This window comes from Brevibacterium sp. UCMA 11754, from assembly GCF_021532275.1.
Classification (GTDB): Bacteria; Actinomycetota; Actinomycetes; order Actinomycetales; family Brevibacteriaceae; genus Brevibacterium.
In genome coordinates this window covers 78,781-95,871 of sequence record NZ_JACBOT010000025.1, presented here as the reverse complement: position 1 = coordinate 95,871, position 17,091 = coordinate 78,781, and the positions used below count along the sequence as shown (strand labels likewise).

Annotated in this window: 23 protein-coding genes, 1 tRNA gene and 1 pseudogene; 7 read left to right on the top strand and 18 right to left on the bottom strand. The window is 63.3% G+C overall.

What is annotated here, in order from left to right:
• Positions 1-82: 82 nt before the first annotated feature.
• Positions 83-967: a carbon-nitrogen hydrolase family protein gene (locus tag HX613_RS14135; protein ID WP_235345898.1), complete on the bottom strand. Its 885-nt coding sequence runs from the start codon at positions 965-967 to the stop codon at positions 83-85.
• Between the two features lie 71 nt (positions 968-1,038).
• Between HX613_RS14135 and HX613_RS14130 the strand changes: the two genes are divergently transcribed.
• Genes HX613_RS14130 through HX613_RS14120 form a run of 3 tightly spaced genes read left to right on the top strand, consistent with a single transcriptional unit; the run spans position 1,039 to position 2,342 of the window.
• Positions 1,039-1,797 carry a FadR/GntR family transcriptional regulator gene (locus HX613_RS14130; RefSeq protein ID WP_235345897.1) on the top strand — a complete coding sequence of 253 codons (759 nt, stop codon included), beginning with the start codon at positions 1,039-1,041 and terminating at the stop codon, positions 1,795-1,797.
• A 22-nt stretch (positions 1,798-1,819) separates the two neighbouring features.
• Positions 1,820-2,059: a maleylpyruvate isomerase N-terminal domain-containing protein gene (locus HX613_RS22725; RefSeq protein ID WP_235345896.1), complete on the top strand. Its 240-nt coding sequence runs from the start codon at positions 1,820-1,822 to the stop codon at positions 2,057-2,059.
• Entirely contained in the window at positions 2,037-2,342 is a 306-nt protein-coding gene (locus tag HX613_RS14120) for a hypothetical protein (RefSeq protein WP_235345895.1), read from the top strand. Before HX613_RS22725 ends, HX613_RS14120 begins: the two co-directional genes overlap by 23 nt.
• 19 nt (positions 2,343-2,361) lie before the next feature.
• Here HX613_RS14120 and HX613_RS14115 read toward each other — a convergent pair whose 3' ends face one another.
• On the bottom strand, positions 2,362-2,802 hold the full coding sequence (locus tag HX613_RS14115; RefSeq protein WP_235345894.1) for a DUF1772 domain-containing protein: 441 nt from the start codon (positions 2,800-2,802) through the stop codon (positions 2,362-2,364).
• Between the two features lie 86 nt (positions 2,803-2,888).
• On the opposite strand from HX613_RS14115, the gene HX613_RS14110 reads away from it, so the two are divergent.
• Positions 2,889-3,557, top strand: a complete 669-nt coding sequence (locus HX613_RS14110) for a MerR family transcriptional regulator (RefSeq protein ID WP_235345893.1) — start codon at positions 2,889-2,891, stop codon at positions 3,555-3,557.
• Here the strand turns inward: HX613_RS14110 and HX613_RS14105 are convergent.
• From HX613_RS14105 to HX613_RS14065, 9 genes are all read right to left on the bottom strand, one after another.
• A complete protein-coding gene (locus HX613_RS14105) occupies positions 3,535-3,843 on the bottom strand; it encodes a hypothetical protein (RefSeq protein WP_235345892.1) in 309 nt (102 codons plus the stop codon). The two genes, HX613_RS14110 and HX613_RS14105, sit on opposite strands and share 23 nt — an antisense overlap.
• Positions 3,840-4,304, bottom strand: coding sequence for a GNAT family N-acetyltransferase (locus HX613_RS14100; protein ID WP_235345891.1), 465 nt, complete (start codon positions 4,302-4,304; stop codon positions 3,840-3,842). Before HX613_RS14100 ends, HX613_RS14105 begins: the two co-directional genes overlap by 4 nt.
• Before the next feature lie 134 nt (positions 4,305-4,438).
• Positions 4,439-4,520, bottom strand: a tRNA-Leu gene (locus HX613_RS14095).
• 63 nt (positions 4,521-4,583) lie between these two features.
• Positions 4,584-5,057, bottom strand: coding sequence for a thioredoxin-dependent thiol peroxidase (gene bcp / locus HX613_RS14090; RefSeq protein ID WP_096157327.1), 474 nt, complete (start codon positions 5,055-5,057; stop codon positions 4,584-4,586).
• A gap of 84 nt (positions 5,058-5,141) precedes the next feature.
• Positions 5,142-6,887, bottom strand: a complete 1,746-nt coding sequence (locus HX613_RS14085) for an acetyl/propionyl/methylcrotonyl-CoA carboxylase subunit alpha (protein WP_235345890.1) — start codon at positions 6,885-6,887, stop codon at positions 5,142-5,144.
• 3 nt (positions 6,888-6,890) lie between these two features.
• Positions 6,891-8,579: a carboxyltransferase domain-containing protein gene (locus HX613_RS14080; RefSeq protein ID WP_235345889.1), complete on the bottom strand. Its 1,689-nt coding sequence runs from the start codon at positions 8,577-8,579 to the stop codon at positions 6,891-6,893.
• On the bottom strand, positions 8,576-9,400 hold the full coding sequence (locus HX613_RS14075) for a putative hydro-lyase (RefSeq protein ID WP_235345888.1): 825 nt from the start codon (positions 9,398-9,400) through the stop codon (positions 8,576-8,578). Before HX613_RS14075 ends, HX613_RS14080 begins: the two co-directional genes overlap by 4 nt.
• The gene (locus HX613_RS14070; RefSeq protein WP_235345887.1) at positions 9,397-10,197 is read right to left on the bottom strand and encodes a LamB/YcsF family protein; all 801 of its coding nucleotides are present in this window, start codon (positions 10,195-10,197) and stop codon (positions 9,397-9,399) included. The genes HX613_RS14075 and HX613_RS14070 overlap by 4 nt, the downstream gene beginning before the upstream one ends.
• A gap of 2 nt (positions 10,198-10,199) precedes the next feature.
• Complete coding sequence (locus HX613_RS14065) at positions 10,200-11,480, bottom strand: NRAMP family divalent metal transporter (RefSeq protein WP_235345886.1); 1,281 nt, start codon at positions 11,478-11,480, stop codon at positions 10,200-10,202.
• Positions 11,481-11,682: 202 nt separating this feature from the next.
• On the opposite strand from HX613_RS14065, the gene HX613_RS14060 reads away from it, so the two are divergent.
• The 3 genes from HX613_RS14060 to HX613_RS14050 all read left to right on the top strand — a co-directional run bounded on the left by HX613_RS14060 (position 11,683) and on the right by HX613_RS14050 (position 14,135).
• Complete coding sequence (locus HX613_RS14060) at positions 11,683-12,321, top strand: GntR family transcriptional regulator (protein ID WP_235345885.1); 639 nt, start codon at positions 11,683-11,685, stop codon at positions 12,319-12,321.
• Positions 12,322-13,226: 905 nt separating this feature from the next.
• On the top strand, positions 13,227-13,427 hold the full coding sequence (locus HX613_RS14055) for a hypothetical protein (protein WP_235345884.1): 201 nt from the start codon (positions 13,227-13,229) through the stop codon (positions 13,425-13,427).
• A gap of 156 nt (positions 13,428-13,583) precedes the next feature.
• A complete protein-coding gene (locus HX613_RS14050) occupies positions 13,584-14,135 on the top strand; it encodes a hypothetical protein (protein WP_235345883.1) in 552 nt (183 codons plus the stop codon).
• A 658-nt stretch (positions 14,136-14,793) separates the two neighbouring features.
• Here the strand turns inward: HX613_RS14050 and HX613_RS14045 are convergent.
• The 7 genes and pseudogenes from HX613_RS14045 to HX613_RS23065 all read right to left on the bottom strand — a co-directional run.
• Positions 14,794-14,970, bottom strand: coding sequence for a hypothetical protein (locus HX613_RS14045; protein WP_235345882.1), 177 nt, complete (start codon positions 14,968-14,970; stop codon positions 14,794-14,796).
• Positions 14,967-15,605, bottom strand: coding sequence for a hypothetical protein (locus HX613_RS14040; protein WP_235345881.1), 639 nt, complete (start codon positions 15,603-15,605; stop codon positions 14,967-14,969). Before HX613_RS14040 ends, HX613_RS14045 begins: the two co-directional genes overlap by 4 nt.
• Positions 15,602-15,736 carry a hypothetical protein gene (locus HX613_RS22245; protein WP_268826901.1) on the bottom strand — a complete coding sequence of 45 codons (135 nt, stop codon included), beginning with the start codon at positions 15,734-15,736 and terminating at the stop codon, positions 15,602-15,604. Before HX613_RS22245 ends, HX613_RS14040 begins: the two co-directional genes overlap by 4 nt.
• Positions 15,733-16,092 carry a hypothetical protein gene (locus HX613_RS14035; RefSeq protein WP_235345880.1) on the bottom strand — a complete coding sequence of 120 codons (360 nt, stop codon included), beginning with the start codon at positions 16,090-16,092 and terminating at the stop codon, positions 15,733-15,735. Before HX613_RS14035 ends, HX613_RS22245 begins: the two co-directional genes overlap by 4 nt.
• Positions 16,089-16,544 (bottom strand): helix-turn-helix domain-containing protein, encoded by a 456-nt coding sequence (locus tag HX613_RS14030; RefSeq protein ID WP_235345879.1) that lies wholly within the window; start codon positions 16,542-16,544, stop codon positions 16,089-16,091. The genes HX613_RS14035 and HX613_RS14030 overlap by 4 nt, the downstream gene beginning before the upstream one ends.
• Positions 16,525-16,959, bottom strand: a complete 435-nt coding sequence (locus HX613_RS14025) for a hypothetical protein (RefSeq protein WP_235345878.1) — start codon at positions 16,957-16,959, stop codon at positions 16,525-16,527. The genes HX613_RS14030 and HX613_RS14025 overlap by 20 nt, the downstream gene beginning before the upstream one ends.
• Positions 16,960-16,989: 30 nt before the next feature.
• A pseudogene (locus HX613_RS23065) lies at positions 16,990-17,091 on the bottom strand (HGGxSTG domain-containing protein); the annotation flags it as partial.

The window sequence follows — 17,091 nt, the reverse complement described above, 5'->3', positions numbered from 1 at the left end:
ACATGGCGGCGGTGAAGCAGAGCAGAGTCGCCGAGGTGGTGCGGCGGTGAGTTGGGAATCTGCGCTGCGGTCGACGTTCGGCTCAGTCGTGCCCGCTATAGTGGGGTGACCATTGTGCGGGGTCGATCCGTCCGCCGTAGAGCGGCAGTGGGATCGGTGCGTCTTCTGGGGTGAACTGCGACCAGATTCGGTTGGTCCCAGCGGTGCCCTGAGCTCGCACTCGTTGGATCTGGCCGGAGTCCACCCGAACGACAAGGGTGTCCTCACTGGCCCCAGCCTCGGCGAAGATATGACCTTCGGGATCGACGGCGATGCTGCGACCGCGACCGATGGGTTCGGCGCAGTTGACGCTGAGCATGTAGACCTGGTTGACGATCGCATTGGCTCGGGCGAGGACGAGCTCCTGATCGCGGTCCTGGCTGGTCGTCTTGACGATGTTGATGATCGCATCGGCGCCCATCCACGCGAGGTGCCGGGAGTGTTCGGGGAACCAGGCGTCATAGCAGTTCGACAGACCGAGGACGCCGTGGCCATCGATCGGGGCGACGACGAATTCCGTTCCGGGGAGGTGGGGCTCAAATGGCCGCCACGGGAACATCTTGCGATAGCTGGCGGCCAGCGTCCCGTCGGGGGAGAAGAGGAGCTGGGTGTTGAACTGCGCGTTCGTGTTGGTCGACTCGCCGATGCTTCCCGGGCACAGCCAGATGCCGAATGCTGCGGCCACTTCGCCGATCTTCGCCACAAAGGGGTCATCGAGAGACATTGCCATCTGTGACAGCGCGGCCGGCTGTTCATCATTCGGCAGGTGATCGACTCCCTGGAGGTGGAGCTCCGGATAGACGAGCATGTCGAGTTCAGGGTGCCGTGTAAGCGTGCGTTCGACGTCCGCGTGCAGCTCGGCCAGCGCATTCGGGCCGTGGAGCGGAGCACGTTGAGCAAGTCCGACGCTCAGTTCTCTCTGAGGCACCGGCAGCTCCTTTGCTCAACATAAGTGTTCATTTTGAACACTATAAACTTGTGAGCCGATAGACTCAACACATGGCGGGAAATAATTCGCGTGCCTCGAACCGGGAGACCCATGAGGTCGACCAGGCCCTGTTCACGGCTCCGGGATCTGCGGCGGTCACACGGCTCTCAGCCGTCGACACTGTCCGAGCTCGAGTTCTTCTGTCGATCGAGCATGCACTGCTGGCGCCGGGAAGCAAGCTTCCCCGCACTGAGCTCATCGCAGGGGGCCTCGAAGTCAGTCACATCACCGCGCGCCGTGCCCTGGAGAGCCTGGTCGACGATGGAGTCCTAGTCCGCCGTCGAGGGCGCGGGGGCGGAACCTTCGTCGCCGACGATCCGCCGGCGCTCAATGACTCCTCGGTCACGGCGTATCGGGCCGACGAGCAATCCATTCTCCGGCTCATCGATCAGCGCAGCCTGATGGAGAGTGCGATTGTCGTTGCAGCCGCACAGCGAGCGACGGCGGCGCAGTGCGATGAACTCGACGACCTCATTCGGCAGTCGAAGAACGCCGCCGATTGGCACGAGCACCACATTCCCGACACTCGCTTCCACCGCCTGTGCGCCGAGATCAGCAGCCTTCCGGAAGTGCCTACTTATCTCGCCTGCTATGAGGCGCTGACCAAGTACTTTGTTCCCTATCCGCAGGAACAGCTCGATGAGGGACGCGATCATCATGCCCGGCTCGTTGCAGCCTTTCGCGCCCACGATCCGATGGCGGCCGTCGATATCGCACGCGTTCACGTCGACGCACTGCGTCGAGAGATGTTCGTCGGCCTCGGCCACTGACCATGAATGTGAGGCACCCGCTGTGAGGCAATCAGACCATTGGACGCTCATCCACGCCGAACGCGCTCGCCTCGTGAGTCTCCTTGACGGCCTCGCCGCAGACCAGTTGCAGGCTCAGTCGCTGTGTTCCGATTGGAGTGTCGAGCAGGTGGTTGCTCATCTCAGTGCCGCTGCGAATACCGGCAGGTGGGCATGGATTCGCAGCATCGTCGCCGCCGGATTCAACCCGGCTGAGCACAATGCTCGCCTGCTGTCGCGATAGCAGGGGCGCACCCCCGGAAGAGACTCTCGCGAACTTCCGTGACTCGACCACTCTCACGATTGCTCCGACAAAGGACTATCCGGCATGCCTCGGCGAGGTGATAGTCCACGGCCAGGACATCGCTGAGCCGCGAGGGCTGACTCTCGTCCCTGAGCGGGCGGCGCGTCTGGAGGTCGCTCGCTACTTCGCGCAAAAAGATTTCGCGGTCAACAGCAGAACACTTGTCAATGGTCTGTCGCTCGAGTCCGAGGACGCCGAGGAGCTGCGTCATCGCATGAGCTGAGCACTCGGCCGCTTTCCAATCACGCGCCACCGACGATGCCGATCACGGCGAGAATGAATCCGATAAGCTGCAGTGACGATCGCACGATCTGGAAGACGTCCCAGCGACGTCGCATGGCGATGAACCCCTTCGGTGCCGTCTTCTCGGTGATGCGACCGGTGCGCAGGTTGATCGGAACATTTCCGATGATCGTGACGATGAGCGCGATGCTAAGGCTGACGGCCGCGAAGACGAGCCATGCCGAAGGGTCGTTGGTCGCGACGATGATGCCGAGGGCGGTTGCAATTGTCATCCCGATGGGCATGACGCGTCCGAAGGTCTTGAGCAGCCCCTTTTCGAACGTCAGCTGGTCTTCGGTTTCCAGTCTGCGAATGACCGGGTGGACGAGGGTTGCTGAGCCGAATTCTGCCGAACCGACGAATCCGATGACCAGGATGGCCGCGATTTCGATGATGTCCACGATATCTCCTAATGGGTAGTGGAACTATCTATAATGGATAGTAGTAGTATCTGTACTGGAAGTGCAATACCCCGAAGGAGATTCGTATGGCGGAAGCGAACGAGATGCGCATGGCCGAACTGGCGCGACGTTCGGAGCTGAGCGTGCCCACGATCAAGTACTACCTGAGGGAGGGGCTGTTACAGCAGGGCAGACGCACCAGTGTGAATCAGGCGGTCTACAGCGATGCTCATCTGGAAAGACTTCGCTTGGTCCGTGCCCTGACCGCGGTGGCCGGACTGCCGCTGTCAAAGGTTGGTGAGGTGGTGGAAGCAGTGAGCGGAGAACCGACGGTCATCGACGCCATGGCCGTGGCTCAGGACGTTCTCCTCGGCGATGGTGCGCAAGAGGAAGCCACACAGGCAGATGTCAAGACCTCAGAATTGCTCGATCGCGTGATCGCCGAACGAGGATGGCGTTGCGAACGGTCCTCGCCAGCCTATCGTGCGACGGTGAATGCCGTACAGGAGCTTGACCAAGAAGGGCTCACTGCCATCCTCGATCGCCTCGGTGACTACGCAGAGTCAGCGGAACGTGTGGGGCGAATCGACCTCGAGACCATCGATGAGGTTGAAGGGCTGGAGGAGAAGGTACGCGGCGTTGTGCTGGGCAGCGTCCTGCGACGTCCGCTTCTCGAGGCGCTGGTTCTCCTGGCTCAGCAGCACTTTGCTCAAGAGCACTTCGCCGGTCAAATCACACAGCAGGGAGGAAGCTGATCGGGAAAAGTTCAGTTCTTGCGATGACACGATCGCGCTCAGCTGCCTGCTGCTGTCGCCGAGGTTCGTTCAGGTAGGAGTCAAGTGCGTCCGGTGAAGCGAAGCGGTAGAACTGCACCTCATCGGGGTGTCCGTCCTTTCCGTCGCTTTTGGCGCGGTCGACGACTTCTCCGCCGTGTTCGGTGAGAAGCGCGAGCACTCCATCTTCATAGGCGCTGAGCGAGGCACCGCACCCCTCGTGAGCCCACAGCAGGCAGCAGAGTAGAATTTCTGTCTCGGCGCTCATGTGTCCGTCGGCTTCGCGTCGTAGGTGAGCCAGTTGGTCTTCGTCGCCACCTTGTCATAGAGGACCTGAGCTTGAGCATTGTCCTCGGCAGTGATCCAGCGGACGACCGAACGCCCCTCGTCCGCGGCGATCTCCTGGAGACGGGCGATGAGCGCACGTCCGGATCCCGTTCCGCGAGCCCCGGGATCGGTGAAGAGGTCATCGAGCCAGAGACCGACCGTGCCGGTCGACGGACGCGAGAATCTCCGGAAGTCCGCGATTGCGACGATGCGGCCATCCGCCTCGGCGACCAGGCCTTGGCATTCGTGTGCTATATCCATGAGCCAGCCCCACACCCGGGAGACGACGTCCTCGGATTCCGGCAGGTGATAGAATTCGCGGTAGCCGCGGAAGAGCTCGCGCCAGCGAGTCTCGTCTGTCGATTCAACAGGGCGAACGGAAGTGGTCGACGACTCTGCCATGACTGTCCGTACCTTTCCTCATGGTTCTGCGGGGTGACATGTGAGCGCTGAAAGGCGACATGTACTGCAAGAGTATGTGAAAAAGCCCCTGGCCGGGAGGATGTTTCCCGAACCAGAGGCCGTTTTCCGCTGTGTACGCGAGGGGGGACTTGAACCCCCACGTCCGCAGACACTGGAACCTAAATCCAGCGCGTCTACCAATTCCGCCACTCGCGCGCGACGTCCCCAAGATTAGCAGGACGAGGGCGCGATGCTGAAACGATCAGATAACGCAGGAGGTCAGGCGGCGTCGATGCCCAAGGCCTTGCGCACACGTGCAACGTGGCCGGTGGCCTTGACGTTGTACTGGGCCAGTTCCACAGCGCCCTCGGCGTCGATGACGAGCGTCGAGCGGATGACGCCCTGGACGACCTTGCCGTAGTTCTTCTTCTCCCCGAATGCGCCCCACTCTTCCATCATGGACTTGTCGGGGTCGGAGAGAAGGTCGAAGTTCAACCCTTCCTTCTCCGCGAACTTCTTCAGCTTCTCCGGCTTGTCAGGGGAGATGCCCAACACGACGAGACCGGCAGCGGACAGAGCCGAGAGCGAATCTCGGAAATCGCAGGCCTCGGTCGTGCAGCCGGGAGTCATGGCAGCGGGGTAGAAGTAGACGACAACCCGCTGTCCCTTGAATTCGCTGAGGGTCACGGACTTCCCGTCCTGATTGGACAGGGTGAAATCCGGTGCTGTGTCGCCGACTGACAGACGTGGCATAGTGTCTCCTCTTCTCGTTCGGACCTTCTCCGAAATTCTCAGTTCACAGACCACTCTAGTCCGAGACCAGGACACACATCAGCCTCACCCGATGCGAGCGATGACCTCACCGACAGCCACCATGTCGCCGACCTTCGCCACCTGCTTCAGGGCGCCTGCCGCCGGAGCCTGAACTCGGGTCTCCATCTTCATCGCCGACAGCACGGCGACATCGTCACCCTCGGCCACCTCGGCGCCGTCGGCGATAAGATAGTCGACGAGGTTGCCGGGCACAGGAGCGCTCACGGCCCCCGCATCCGCAGCGCCAGCCTCAGATCCGTCCGATCCGATACCACTGGCAGAACCGTTGCCAGCGCCACCGGCGGCGCCCAGTCCAGCCAGCAGCGCAGCCGGCAGTCCGAGCCGGGTGAGTTTGCCGTCGATCTCGATGTCCATGCGCTGCAGCGATGACTCGGGCAGCGGTGCCGGCCGGTCCTGCGTCGTCATGCGGGGGAGGAGCTCGGATTCGATCCACTGGGTGTGGATGCCCAGTTCGGCTCCGGTGAACGCCGGATCCGTGAGAATCTCAAGCGAGCAGGGAAGCACCGTGGCAGGCCCTTCCACGTGCAGTTCCTTGGCGGCAGTGACCGTGCGCGCGATCGCAGAATCACGGTTGGGCCCGTGGACGATGAGCTTGGCGAACAGGGAGTCGAAGGCAGGCTGCACGCTGTCACCGGCCCGCACACCAGCGTCCCAGCGCACTCCAGCACCACCCGGCGCGGTCAGGACATCGATGCGCCCCGGTGTGGGCAGGAAGCCGCGTCCCGGGTCTTCGGCGTTGATGCGCAGTTCGATGGCATGCCCACTGGCTTCGGGAGTCGAAGACAGCGACAGTCCCTGACCGAAGGCGATGCGGAACTGTTCGGCGACGAGATCAACCCCGGAGACTGCCTCGGTGACGGGATGTTCGACCTGCAGGCGGGTGTTGACCTCGAGGAAGGTCATCGTGGAATCGGCGGCGAGCAGGAACTCGACGGTGCCGGCACCCCTGTAGTTCACCTCGGCGCAGATGGCCTCGGCCGAACGGTGTAGGCGCTCTCGCTGATCAGCGCTGAGCCCGGGGGCGGGTGCTTCCTCGATGAGCTTCTGGTTGCGGCGCTGGGCAGAGCAGTCGCGGTCGCCGACGGCTACGACGCGTCCCTGGCCGTCGCCGACGATCTGGACCTCCACGTGGCGGGGGCGTTCGAGGAACTTCTCAACGAAGCACTCGGAGCGTCCGAAGGCTTCCACGGCCTCACGGGTGGCCGATTCGAAGGCGTCGGCGACCTCGGCGAGTTCGTGGACGATCTTCATTCCGCGCCCACCCCCACCATGGGCTGCCTTGATGATGATCGGCAGTCCGTGTTCGGCGGCGAAAGCCTCAACCTCGCCGGCGTCCTTGAGCGGTCGGTCGATGCCCGGGGCCAGCGGGGCGCCGACCTTCTGGGCCAATTGGCGTGCGGTGACCTTGTCCCCGAGCGCGGTGATCGTGTCCGCGGTCGGCCCGATCCAGATGAGGCCGGCGGCTTCGACCGCGGCAGCGAATTCGGCGTTCTCGGACAGGAAGCCGTACCCGGGATGAACGGCATCGGCCCCCGACTTCTTGGCCGCGGCGATGATCGCGTCGATGTTGAGGTAGGTCTCGGCCGCGCTGGCTCCCGGCAGGGAGTAGGCCTCATCGGCCAGCTGTGTGTGCATGGCTTCGAGGTCCTGGTCGGCGTAGACGGCAACCGAGGTGTGGCCGTAGTGGGAGCAGGCGCGGATGACGCGGACGGCGATTTCGCCGCGGTTGGCAATGAGGATCTTCGGCATGATTCAGTGTCCGTTCTCCGGTGAGTGGTGGGTGTGGTCGGCGTCGGTCTGTCGAGGGTCGTCTTCGGTGACGAAGCGGATTTTGACCCCGGGAGCCAGCTGCGCGGCCAGGTCCGTGTCATCGACGCTGGCGATGATCGGATAGCCCCCGGTCAGCGGGTGGTCGGGGCCGAAGAGCACCGGCTGTCCTTTGGGCGGGACCTGCAGTGCCCCGGTGACGGCTCCCTCGCTGGGCAGCTCACCGGTGCGGGTGCGTTCCAGTGGGACATCACCGGCGAGTCTGAGTCCGACGCGATCGGATTCGTGGGTGACCGTCCAATCCTGGCCCAGCAGAGTCTCGACTCCCGCCGAGGTGAACCAGCCATCACGCGGTCCCAAGGTCACCGACATCTCGATGGTCTCTCCCGGTGCGGGCAGGTGCCGCTCGTGGCCTGAGCCACGGACCGGCTCGACGAGGTGAGGTGCCGACTCCGGTCGGCCGAGGGCAACCGTGGTGTCCGGTTCCAGGTGTGCCGGACCGAGATGGGCCAGGGTATCGGCCGAGGCGCTGCCCAGTGCGGTCTCCGTTTCGATCCCGCCCCGGAAGGCGACATAGGCCCGGGTCCCGCGCTCGGTCATGCCGAGTTCGAGTTCGTCCCCGTCGTCCAGCGAGAAGGCCTCGCCGAGGTGGTGCCGGAACACGGCACCGTCGGCAGATGTCACGGTGATCGCGGCATACGCCCCGGTCACAGCGGCCACACCTGCACCGGTGATGGCCAGCTTCGCCCCACCGCCGAGGCTCTCCAGCCCGGCCGTGGTCTCGGCATTGCCGACTAGGCGGTTGGCGGCCTGCAGCGCCGAACGGTCGGCGGCTCCGGCGCTTGAGACGCCCATGGCGGCGAATCCGGGCCGTCCGAGGTCCTGGATGAGCAGCTGAAGTCCGGGACGAATGACCGTGAAGGCATGCGCCGATGCGACTTTGCCCGGCTGTGACGATGAAACCGGGTGCGGCGATGACTCCGGTTGCGCAGGCGCATCCTCCTGCGACGACAGGGATTCCGCGCTCGCCTCAGCGACCGTGACCGAGTCCCGGCTGGCCTCGCGGAAGGTCACGATGGTCCCGGGGACGAACAGGGCCGGCGGTTCACGATCGAGGTCCCAGAGTGTGGCGTCGGTGCGCCCGATGAGCTGCCAGCCGCCGGGGGAAGCACGAGGGTAGACACCGGTGAATTCCCCGGCCAGGGCCACAGCTCCGACGGGCACACGGGTGCGCGGTGAGGACCGGCGGGGGACGTTGAAGATCGGATCGTCACCGGCCAGGTAGCCGAATCCGGGGGCGAATCCGGAGAACGCGACCTGCCAGGTTGCGCGCTGATGCCGGGTGATGACCTCGGCGGTCGACAGCGACAGAAGATCAGCCACCTCGGTGAGGTCCTCACCGTCGTAGTGGACGTCGATCGTGACCTCACGGGGCTCGGTCGAGTCCGTCTCTGTGTGCTCGAGACTGCGGATCCGGTCGGCAAGCACCGGCGCCGAGGTCCGGGCCGGGTTGAAGCGGATGAGCACGGTTCGGGCGGCGGGGACCAGTTCGTCGACGCCGTCGAGCTCGGCTGCCTCCAGCGCTTGGTGCAGGTGCATCGTCGAGGCCAGGTTCGGGCATTCGACGAGGAGATGGCGGCGAGAGGCGGTGTGGAAGTCGAGGCTGTCGATCATTGGCGGTAGTTGCCTTCCGGTGCATCGGTGATGAACATCCGGCCCGGGGAGTGCGTGATCGCGAACGGTGGGGCCGAGACTTGGATGGCGAGCTGAGGCGTGACTCCGCAGGCCCAGAACACGGGGATGTCGCCGTCCTGGATTGCCGGGGCATCGCCGAAGTCGGGGGAGTGGAGGTCCGTGACGCCGATCTGTTCGGGTTCTCCGATGTGGACGGGGCCACCGTGGACGGCGGGGAAGCGGTCGGTGATGCGCACCGCCTCGGCGACCTGATGGGCAGGGATGGGGCGCATGGACACGACCATGTTGCCGTGGATCCGACCGGCGGGCTGGCAGGCGATCGAGGTGGAGTACATGGAGACATTGCGGCCGGCATCCTGGTGGCGGATCGGGATGCCCGCGTCCAACAGCCCGGTCTCGAAGGTGAAGCTGCACCCGATGAGGAAGGACACGAGGTCGGGATGCTGGGACCAGGCAGCACTGGCGTCGTCGACCTCGCCGACGAGGGACCCGTTCTCCCACAGTCTGTAGCCGGGAATGTCTGTGCGCAGGTCACTGCCCGGGGCCAGGGCTGATTCGACCTGCCCAGGCTCTAGGACGTCGATGACCGGGCACGGCTTCGGATTGCGTTGGGCGAAGAGCAGCATGTCGAAGGCCCAATCGGCCGGAACCGCGATGAGGTTGGCCTGAACCAGGCCGGGAGCCAGACCCGAAGTCGGCTCAGTGGACCCGGCCCGGATGCCCTCGCGAGCCTGCGCTCCAGCCGATTTCTGTGCCCCAGCCGATTTCTGTGCCCCAGTGGAAAGCCGTGCGCTGCTCATCGACCGGCACCGGCGAACGCAGCGATCGTCACACCCGAGGGCTCGAGGAGCTCTCGTGCGGCGCGGGCCATATCGATCGAACCCTGGCTGTCGCCGTGGAAGCAGATCGACTGGGCGTCGACATCGACGAGGCTGCCGTCGATGGCCTCGACCTGTCCGGTCTGGACGAGCCTGAGCACGCGTGCGGCCACGGCTTGCGGGTCATGCAGCACTGCATTGGGTTCTGTGCGAGCGACCAGCGAACCGTCGGGGTTGTAGGAGCGATCGGCGAAGGCCTCGGCCGCAACCTTCAGCCCCGACTCGGCGGCGACGCGGTTGGCCACGCTGCCGGCCAGACCGAGGAAGACCAGGGAGGAGTCAACGGCCTTGACCGCGTCGACGACGACCTTGGCCTGAGCCTCGTCACGAACAATGGCGTTGTAGAGGCCGCCATGGGGTTTGACGTAGGCGACCGAGCCGCCGACGGCTGCGGTCAAACCCAGGAGGGCACCGATCTGGTATTCGACCTGTGCCTGCAGGGTCGCTGCCGGAACGTCGAGGGGACGACGACCGAATCCCTCGTAATCGTCATAGCCGGGGTGGGCGCCGATGACGACCCCGCCCTTCGTCGCCGCTGCCAGAGTCGCCCGGATGCCCTCGGGGCTGCCGGCGTGGAACCCGCACGAGACGTTGGCGCTGGAGACCAGGCCCAGCATCGCCGCATCGTCGCTGACGACGCGGTCGGGAACGTTCTCCCCGAGGTCCGAGTTGAGGTCGATGCTCACCGAGCTGGTGGCGTTCGTATCTGTGGCGGTCATTGTCACCCTCCGATTCCGATCATTGCGAAGATGGGGCCGACCGATCCGACGGCCGTGTACCACATCACCAGTGTTGCCGCGGTGCCGATGATCAGCAACCACTTGGGATACTTGTCGACTCGCAGCAGGCGTGGCCTGAACCAGCCGATGTACATGAAGATCGTCAGGCCGATCGGCAGGATGAGTCCGTTGAATCCGCCGACGAAGACGAGCAGGGTCGCCGGTGCTGTTCCGACGATGAGGTAGATGATGAGGGAGACGGTGATGAACGCGACCGTGGCCAGCTGCAGCGGCCATCCCTTGCCGAGGCGCGTGGAGAACGCGGACAGGAATGTCGCCGAGGTGTAGGCGGCCCCGATCACCGAGCTCAGTGCCGCGGCCCAGAAGATGGCACCGAAGATGCGCATTCCGGCATCGCCGAGGACGGCTGCGAACGCCTGACCGGCAGGGTTGGCGGCCTGACCGCTGAGATCGAGGGCGACTCCCGAGGCGACGACGCCGAGGATGGCCAGAAACAGGACGTAGCGCATGACGCCGGTGACGAGGATGCCTGTGAGTGCCGAGCGCATCACTGAGGGAGCATGCTCCGGTCCGGTCTTGCCCGAGTCGAGGTAGCGGTGGGCTCCCGAGTAGGTGATGTAGCCGCCGACAGTTCCTCCCACGATGGTCGTGATGGTGGCGAAGTTGATGGTGTCGGGCAGGAAGCTCTGCTTGATCGCTTCGCCGACCGGTGGGTTGGAGGCGATCGCGACGATGACGGTGAGGACGATCATTCCGACGCCGAGGACCATGACGACGGTGTCGACGACCTTGCCTGCGCGTTTGAACAGGAAGATGCCGATGGCCAGCACACCGGTGAGCAGACCGCCGAGCTTCGGGTCGACGCCGAGGAGGGCGTTGAGTCCCAGCCCGCCGCCCGCGATGTTGCCGATGTTGAAGGCCAGACCGCCGATGACGATGAGGATCGACAGGAGGATGCCCGTGCCCGGGATGGCGCTCGAGGCGAGCTGGGCGGCCCGCTTGCCCGAGGACGTGATCATGCGCCACACATTGAGCTGGATGGCGATGTCGATGAGGATCGAGATGAAGATGGCGAAGGCGAAGGCCGCGCCCATCTGGGCGGTGAAGGTCGCCGTCTGGGTAATGAATCCCGGGCCGATCGCCGAGGTGGCCATGAGGAAGATCGCGCCGAGGATCGCGCTGCGACTGACCTTGACCGAGGACTTCGCCGCCTGGTCATCGGGCGCCTGGTTGTGCGGCGTCTGTTCTTGTGGCTGTGACATGGGGTCTCCAAGTTGCCTGGAATGTGGTCCGCCTCCCGATGCGATAGGGGCCAGCCACGGTGGTGGTCCGCATCACTATCGAAGAAGCGTTAGACAATCTAGCATGGATTGTTCAACAAGAATAGATCTGAGTCACATTTCAGTTCTGGAATTGTCCTCACGATTCTGGGCTATTTGTTGCCCCGATCACTAGGATGGAACTGTGAATCACGAATCGTCCCTGGTCAATCAGCTCACCGACCGCCTCATCGCCGGCGAGCTTCGCCCCGGTGCCCGTTTGTCCGAAGCTGCCTTGGCGAAGGAGTTCGATGTCTCCCGGAACACGCTGCGCGAAGCCTTCCGTGTATTGGGGGAGCAGGGGCTGGTCAATCACATCCCCCATCGTGGGGTCTCGGTGGCCTCACCGAACACTTCGGACGTCATCGATATCTACCGGGTGCGGCGGCACATCGAATGCTCTGTGCTCGAGAACGCTCCGAAGAACCACCCGGGCGCCGAGGAGATGCGCCGGGCCGTCGAGGCTGCGCACACGGCCGCGGCCGCCGATGATTGGCTGCAGGTGGGGACACTGAATATGTCCTTCCACAATGCCGTGGTCTCGTTGTCGGACAGCTCGCGCCTGATGCGCTCATTCGGGAACGTGCTGGCCGAGCTGCGCCTGGCATTCCTCAAGGTCGAGGTCCTCGACTTCCTTCATGCGCCGTTCGTCGAACGCAACCAAGAGGTCCTTGACGCCTACCTCAATGAGAGCCCGAGGGGTGCGGCCGCGAAACTCGGTGCCTACCTCGGTGACTCCGAGCGTCAGGTCCTCGGTGCATACGCGCGCGCCGGCCAGGCCTGAGCACGCTCATGTCAGCACAGGGCCCGCCCGGGCCCGACTGCTAGACTGAGAGCGACGTGTTTGTGCAGATTGCATACGCCCATGTCGGCCCAGGGCCTGCATGTCTAACGGCAGATCAGACAGTGGTCGATCTGCAAGGAGTGCGCAATGAAGTATGCACCATATCTCTGTCCCGACTGCTACGGCCGTCTCATCGACACAGCCGCTGCTGCGGATCCCGGTGACGGAGGCAACTTGAACCCCATGCTTGAGTGCGCAGACGGCTGCGGAGTTTCGGAGAACGCTCTCAAGCCGTATAGAACCCGAATGAATGGCAGGGCCCGACCAGCAGGCAGGGCACCGGTCCGATCTGCGGCTAAGGTGCCGGCTCGACGCCAGCGCTAGCGGCCACACTCGGGCAGCTGCGTGCCATAGAAGACAAACAGGAAACCGCCGTTCGGATGATCCGAACGGCGGTTTCTCTGCTGTGGTGCACCCCCCGGGACTTGAACCCGGAACCCACTGATTCGGGTTCATTGATTTCGTGAGTTTCCGTGGGGTGCCGTCTGCCCTGAGAATCCGGGGAACGCGTGGTCGACTCGGCCCTCAATCATTCCATTGGTTTCCGTGGGGTTCCGTCCAATTAGGTGGGTAAGCGTGGGGTGAGTCGAGTCCCGACAGGGGTACACGCTGAGGGCGGACCCTCAACGGCTTTCGGCCAAGAATGTCCAGAAGTACGGCAGGGGGTCGGATCTGGGATCGCACACTCAGTATCACTTTCACCGATCGGTTGAAGTCAGGTCATGGTCCGTCGCGCAGAACGGTCACTCGGAGTGGCGATCCGCACTGGGCAGGCCGAGGGGAAGATTAGCGGTGTCGGTACTCAGCCCCTTCGCGGAAACCAGTACCGAAGTGGAGCGGATGTCATGGACACCACCTCCAAATCAAGCCCCTCTGACTTCGTGTCTGGCAAGACCGAGCTGAGAAATCCGCACGGCACTGGCATCTACGCGATCACCGACGACGAGTTCAACGATGCTCTCGGGCCCGTGATGGACACGCCTTATTCGGCAGACCTTCATCATTTTCGTTACATAGACGCAACAGTTACCCTCGGATTCAGCTGAGTAACGGCCGTGTCGGCCGACTAACTGGGGATGACGATTTTTCGCGGAATTTTTACCTAATTGAAACCTCCAACGTTGCAAGAAAAAACAGTTGCGACTCTTGAAAGTCGTCGATAGCGTGACTGACGTCATATCCCCAGATAGAAAGATGACACCATGAGAATCCCTAAAGCGACCAACATCGGAGTTGCAGCTGCACTGGCACTCTCACTCACATTCGGCGCAGGCGGCGTTGCGCAAGCGGCCCCAGCTGAACCAGACTCCTCGGAGTCAGTAGGCATCAAGTCCCAGCCAACAACGCATCAAGAGTTCTATGACGAACTCAAGGCATCAGGACTCCCCTCGGAAGATGTCAAGATCGACGGTGCAGCGGCCACCGAATTCGACCTCGGTGAAGGCATTTCGATCACAGTCCCGAAACCGCGCTCTGGAATCTCTGCTCAACTAAGTGGCAAGATGAACAGCAAGGGTGAGCCGATCCTGTACTTCAACCAATCGGACCAGAAGAAGATTAAGAAGGTCGGTAAGGCGGCCTTCACCGCGCTCGGTGTCGTGCTTAAAGGCAAGCTGATCACGAAATTCCTTGGTACGACCGCACTCGGTTCCATCGCGTCCTTCATCGAGGACGACGGAATCTGCAAGAGCGGAAAGACGCTCAGAGTCACCGGGACAGTTGATGGAGCACTTAAGGAGATCAAATGCGTGTAAGTGACGAACTGACTGCGAATCCGACCGTGTCAGAAATCAAGACCAGGCGAGTCAAATGGTTCCTCATCAACTCCTCAATCGTCGCCCTCGCGGCTGCAGTGCTATGGGCTCTTGGTGGGGCGGAGACTCAGTTCCTGTTGCCGCTCCCAATCTTGCTCCTAGTTGGGGGAGTATTGGTCTTCGCGGTCTGGGAGACTATCGCTTACTTCCTAGATAAGCGAAATCACCTAGGACGGGCAGCGTAATCTTGCTGGTTGAACACGTAGTTACCTAAGCAACCTAGGCCGCTAACTGCGCGGACTCTGAGAACTGAGAAGAGGGGATCCCAACCTGTGAGCTGTCAGGTTGGGATCCCCTTTCCCGCGTCTCGGCGTTTCGACCACCTCTAGCAGTCCTTCCATCGTGCGCGCCGTCACTCGAACGCGAACCATACCGCCAGCAACCGCGCGACCCGCTTAACACTTCCAGGGCGCACCTGTAGGCCCTGGCAGAATCCGCCATTCTCACGAGCACGAGCGCGTACCTGTCGATGGCGTGCTCGATACGCGGACACGGTGGGTCACCGGGCAGGCGCGATATTCTCCAACCGCAGATTCAACGGTGCCCCCGGCAGTCCTTAGACCGTCGAGGGCACCGCGCATTTCAGATGCGGGCTGAGTTAGTCCCTGTCAGGCTTGAGACTTTTGAATGCGGAGACGAGCTCGGTGAGGTTGTGCACGTCCTGCTCGTCGACGTCACCGGACTTCTCGATCTTCGCTACGATCGTATCGAGCTGGCTGATCGAGGTGAACAGCAGCGCCCAGTACGTCCACTCGGTGACGTCCGGCTTGCTCACAGCAGACCGCTGTTCAATGCCGCCTGAGTGATCGGCAGGGTCGTGAGGTAGCCGAGGGTGGGCTGTCCGGGGAAGGACGATGCCGAGCCCGTCTCGAGCACCCACCGGGCGAGCTTAGCCTGCGACTCAGCACCGGCAGCACGTGCCTCGAGATCCTGAGAGCGCGTCTCACGCGCAGCACCATCATCAGGACGGTACACATTGCCGGCATCGACGTGCGTGGCCTGACCGACCTTCGGCACGTACCGGACGCCCTGCAACTGCTCGAGCTTGTCGATCAGCTTCACAGCATCGGCCTCGATCTTCTCCGCCTCCCGGCGCATCGACACCGCGGACTTGTCCAGTTCCTTCGCCTCGGCCGCGATCGCATCCTGCCACGCCTTACGCACCTGAGCCTTCGCCTCGGTCGCAGCCGAATCATAGGCTCGGGCCTGCCTTTCGAGGGTGAGCACCTTGGTGGTGATCTTCTCTGCCGCGGCGGGGTTCTCGAGGATCTGGGCGCCGGATTCCCGATCGACCCGCTGAGCTTCCTCACGGGCGGCGGATGCCTTCTCAGTCCACTTGTCGACGACGGCCTGGGCCTTCGCCACGGCGTTCGGGATGGTCTGGTCTGCGGTCTGGGTCGGTGTGCTCACTGCTCTTCGTCCTCCTGGATCAGTACGGTCTGGGTGGTGGGGCGGCGCTTGGGTCGGTTCTGGTGCCGGCGACGGCCTTCCACAGCACCGAGGAAGTCATCGGCATCGTCGTCGTAGTCCTCGAGGTTCATCGGCGCTTGTCCATCTCCTCGAATCGAGCGGCCTGGCGATTGAGGATCACGGCGGTACGCTCCATCCGGTCGACATCCGGCCAGTCAGGATTGGTCGCCTCCCACACCTCGCCCACGATCTGCTCCATATGCAGGTCCGAGAGCCGAGTGGTGCCAGCGTGCGCATACCGTTCGGCGGCACCCTTCAAGCTCTCTTTCGCCGCCCACACGCGCACAGCGTCTTCGTTCTCAGGTGGCTTGAGCCCCCAAAGGTACTCTCCGCCAGAGAGGGCTTCCTGCACTCGCTTCGCGTGGGGATCTTCGGCGGTGCCGGTGAGGGCCTCCACGATCCGCTGGTCTGTGTTCTTCGGCATCATGCCGCCTTTCGGGTTGCTAGGTATCTGTCAATCGCATCTCGGCTGATCGTCCAAGCAATCCCGACCTTCACGGCGTCGAGCTGCCCTGAACGACAGAGCTGCCGGACCCTGGTCTCACTGAGAGATAAGAGCCCGGCAGCATCCACCAACGGAAGGACCACACCAGCCGGGTCAAGACGAGGAGGCGTACCTTCCACCTTCAATGATTCCGGCTCAGGGGTGATTGCCGCCGTCCGATTGCCGACCTCGGCACTCTCGAATGTTTGCCGGTGTGCGAGGGCAGCGGCCTTGATCCCATCGATCGCGTTCAGCACCTCGAGGCGAAGATCCTCCGGCATCGTGGCAGTGCGGCGGAACACCTGATCGTCGGGTAGCCACGCGGCGAGGACGACGGCCACGCGCTGTGATACCGGAGCGACGAGAGCAGACTTCTTAGGCGGCCGGTAGCTCATTGGACCTCACCCCTTCAGCGGTCTTGCGCAGCCACTTCGTCATGACTTCGGGCACGAATGCAGTCTGCTCGGGGGTGAGTGCCAGCTCGGAGACGACGCCGGCGACGAGGTACTGGAACAGCCGGCCCTGGTCCTCTTGGACGCGGACGAGGCGAGCATCCAAGTCGTGCTTGCCGAGCAGGTCGAGCACCTTGATCGTCCGGTCGAGGGCATCCGAGTAGAGACGGACTTCCGCATGGACCTGTTCTGATCCGAACGCATCGGTGAACGTAGGACCGTCCAGCGCGTTCACCCTCGCGGCGAGAGCATCCTTCATGGCACTGACTTCGGTCGCCAGCTTGCCGAGCTCGATGATCGGATCACCGAGAGGTCGAAGACCTTCATGGGCGAGAGCGGCGCGTGCGTCGGCCTCCACTAGACGACGCTGGGCCGCGGCCTTGGCTCTCGGGCTGGCACCGCCGTGGAGCTTGCACCGGGTACCCCCAGCAAGCGGCCAGCGGCGACAGTTCCCACCGGAACGGGTTCGGGCATTGCATCGGTCTTTCAT

Bases quoted from the DNA above. Each gene is read 5' to 3' on its own strand.
- HX613_RS14130 (WP_235345897.1), top strand. From the start codon at position 1,039: ATGGCGGGAAATAATTCGCGTGCCTCGAACCGGGAGACCCATGAGGTC.
- HX613_RS14120 (WP_235345895.1), top strand. From the start codon at position 2,037: ATGCTCGCCTGCTGTCGCGATAGCAGGGGCGCACCCCCGGAAGAGACT.
- HX613_RS14110 (WP_235345893.1), top strand. From the start codon at position 2,889: ATGGCGGAAGCGAACGAGATGCGCATGGCCGAACTGGCGCGACGTTCG.
- HX613_RS14105 (WP_235345892.1), bottom strand. From the start codon at position 3,843: ATGAGCGCCGAGACAGAAATTCTACTCTGCTGCCTGCTGTGGGCTCAC.
- HX613_RS14100 (WP_235345891.1), bottom strand. From the start codon at position 4,304: ATGGCAGAGTCGTCGACCACTTCCGTTCGCCCTGTTGAATCGACAGAC.
- bcp (WP_096157327.1), bottom strand. From the start codon at position 5,057: ATGCCACGTCTGTCAGTCGGCGACACAGCACCGGATTTCACCCTGTCC.
- HX613_RS14085 (WP_235345890.1), bottom strand. From the start codon at position 6,887: ATGCCGAAGATCCTCATTGCCAACCGCGGCGAAATCGCCGTCCGCGTC.
- HX613_RS14080 (WP_235345889.1), bottom strand. From the start codon at position 8,579: ATGATCGACAGCCTCGACTTCCACACCGCCTCTCGCCGCCATCTCCTC.
- HX613_RS14075 (WP_235345888.1), bottom strand. From the start codon at position 9,400: ATGAGCAGCGCACGGCTTTCCACTGGGGCACAGAAATCGGCTGGGGCA.
- HX613_RS14070 (WP_235345887.1), bottom strand. From the start codon at position 10,197: ATGACCGCCACAGATACGAACGCCACCAGCTCGGTGAGCATCGACCTC.
- HX613_RS14065 (WP_235345886.1), bottom strand. From the start codon at position 11,480: ATGTCACAGCCACAAGAACAGACGCCGCACAACCAGGCGCCCGATGAC.
- HX613_RS14055 (WP_235345884.1), top strand. From the start codon at position 13,227: ATGGACACCACCTCCAAATCAAGCCCCTCTGACTTCGTGTCTGGCAAG.
- HX613_RS14050 (WP_235345883.1), top strand. From the start codon at position 13,584: ATGAGAATCCCTAAAGCGACCAACATCGGAGTTGCAGCTGCACTGGCA.
- HX613_RS22245 (WP_268826901.1), bottom strand. From the start codon at position 15,736: ATGAACCTCGAGGACTACGACGACGATGCCGATGACTTCCTCGGTGCT.
- HX613_RS14035 (WP_235345880.1), bottom strand. From the start codon at position 16,092: ATGATGCCGAAGAACACAGACCAGCGGATCGTGGAGGCCCTCACCGGC.
- HX613_RS14030 (WP_235345879.1), bottom strand. From the start codon at position 16,544: ATGAGCTACCGGCCGCCTAAGAAGTCTGCTCTCGTCGCTCCGGTATCA.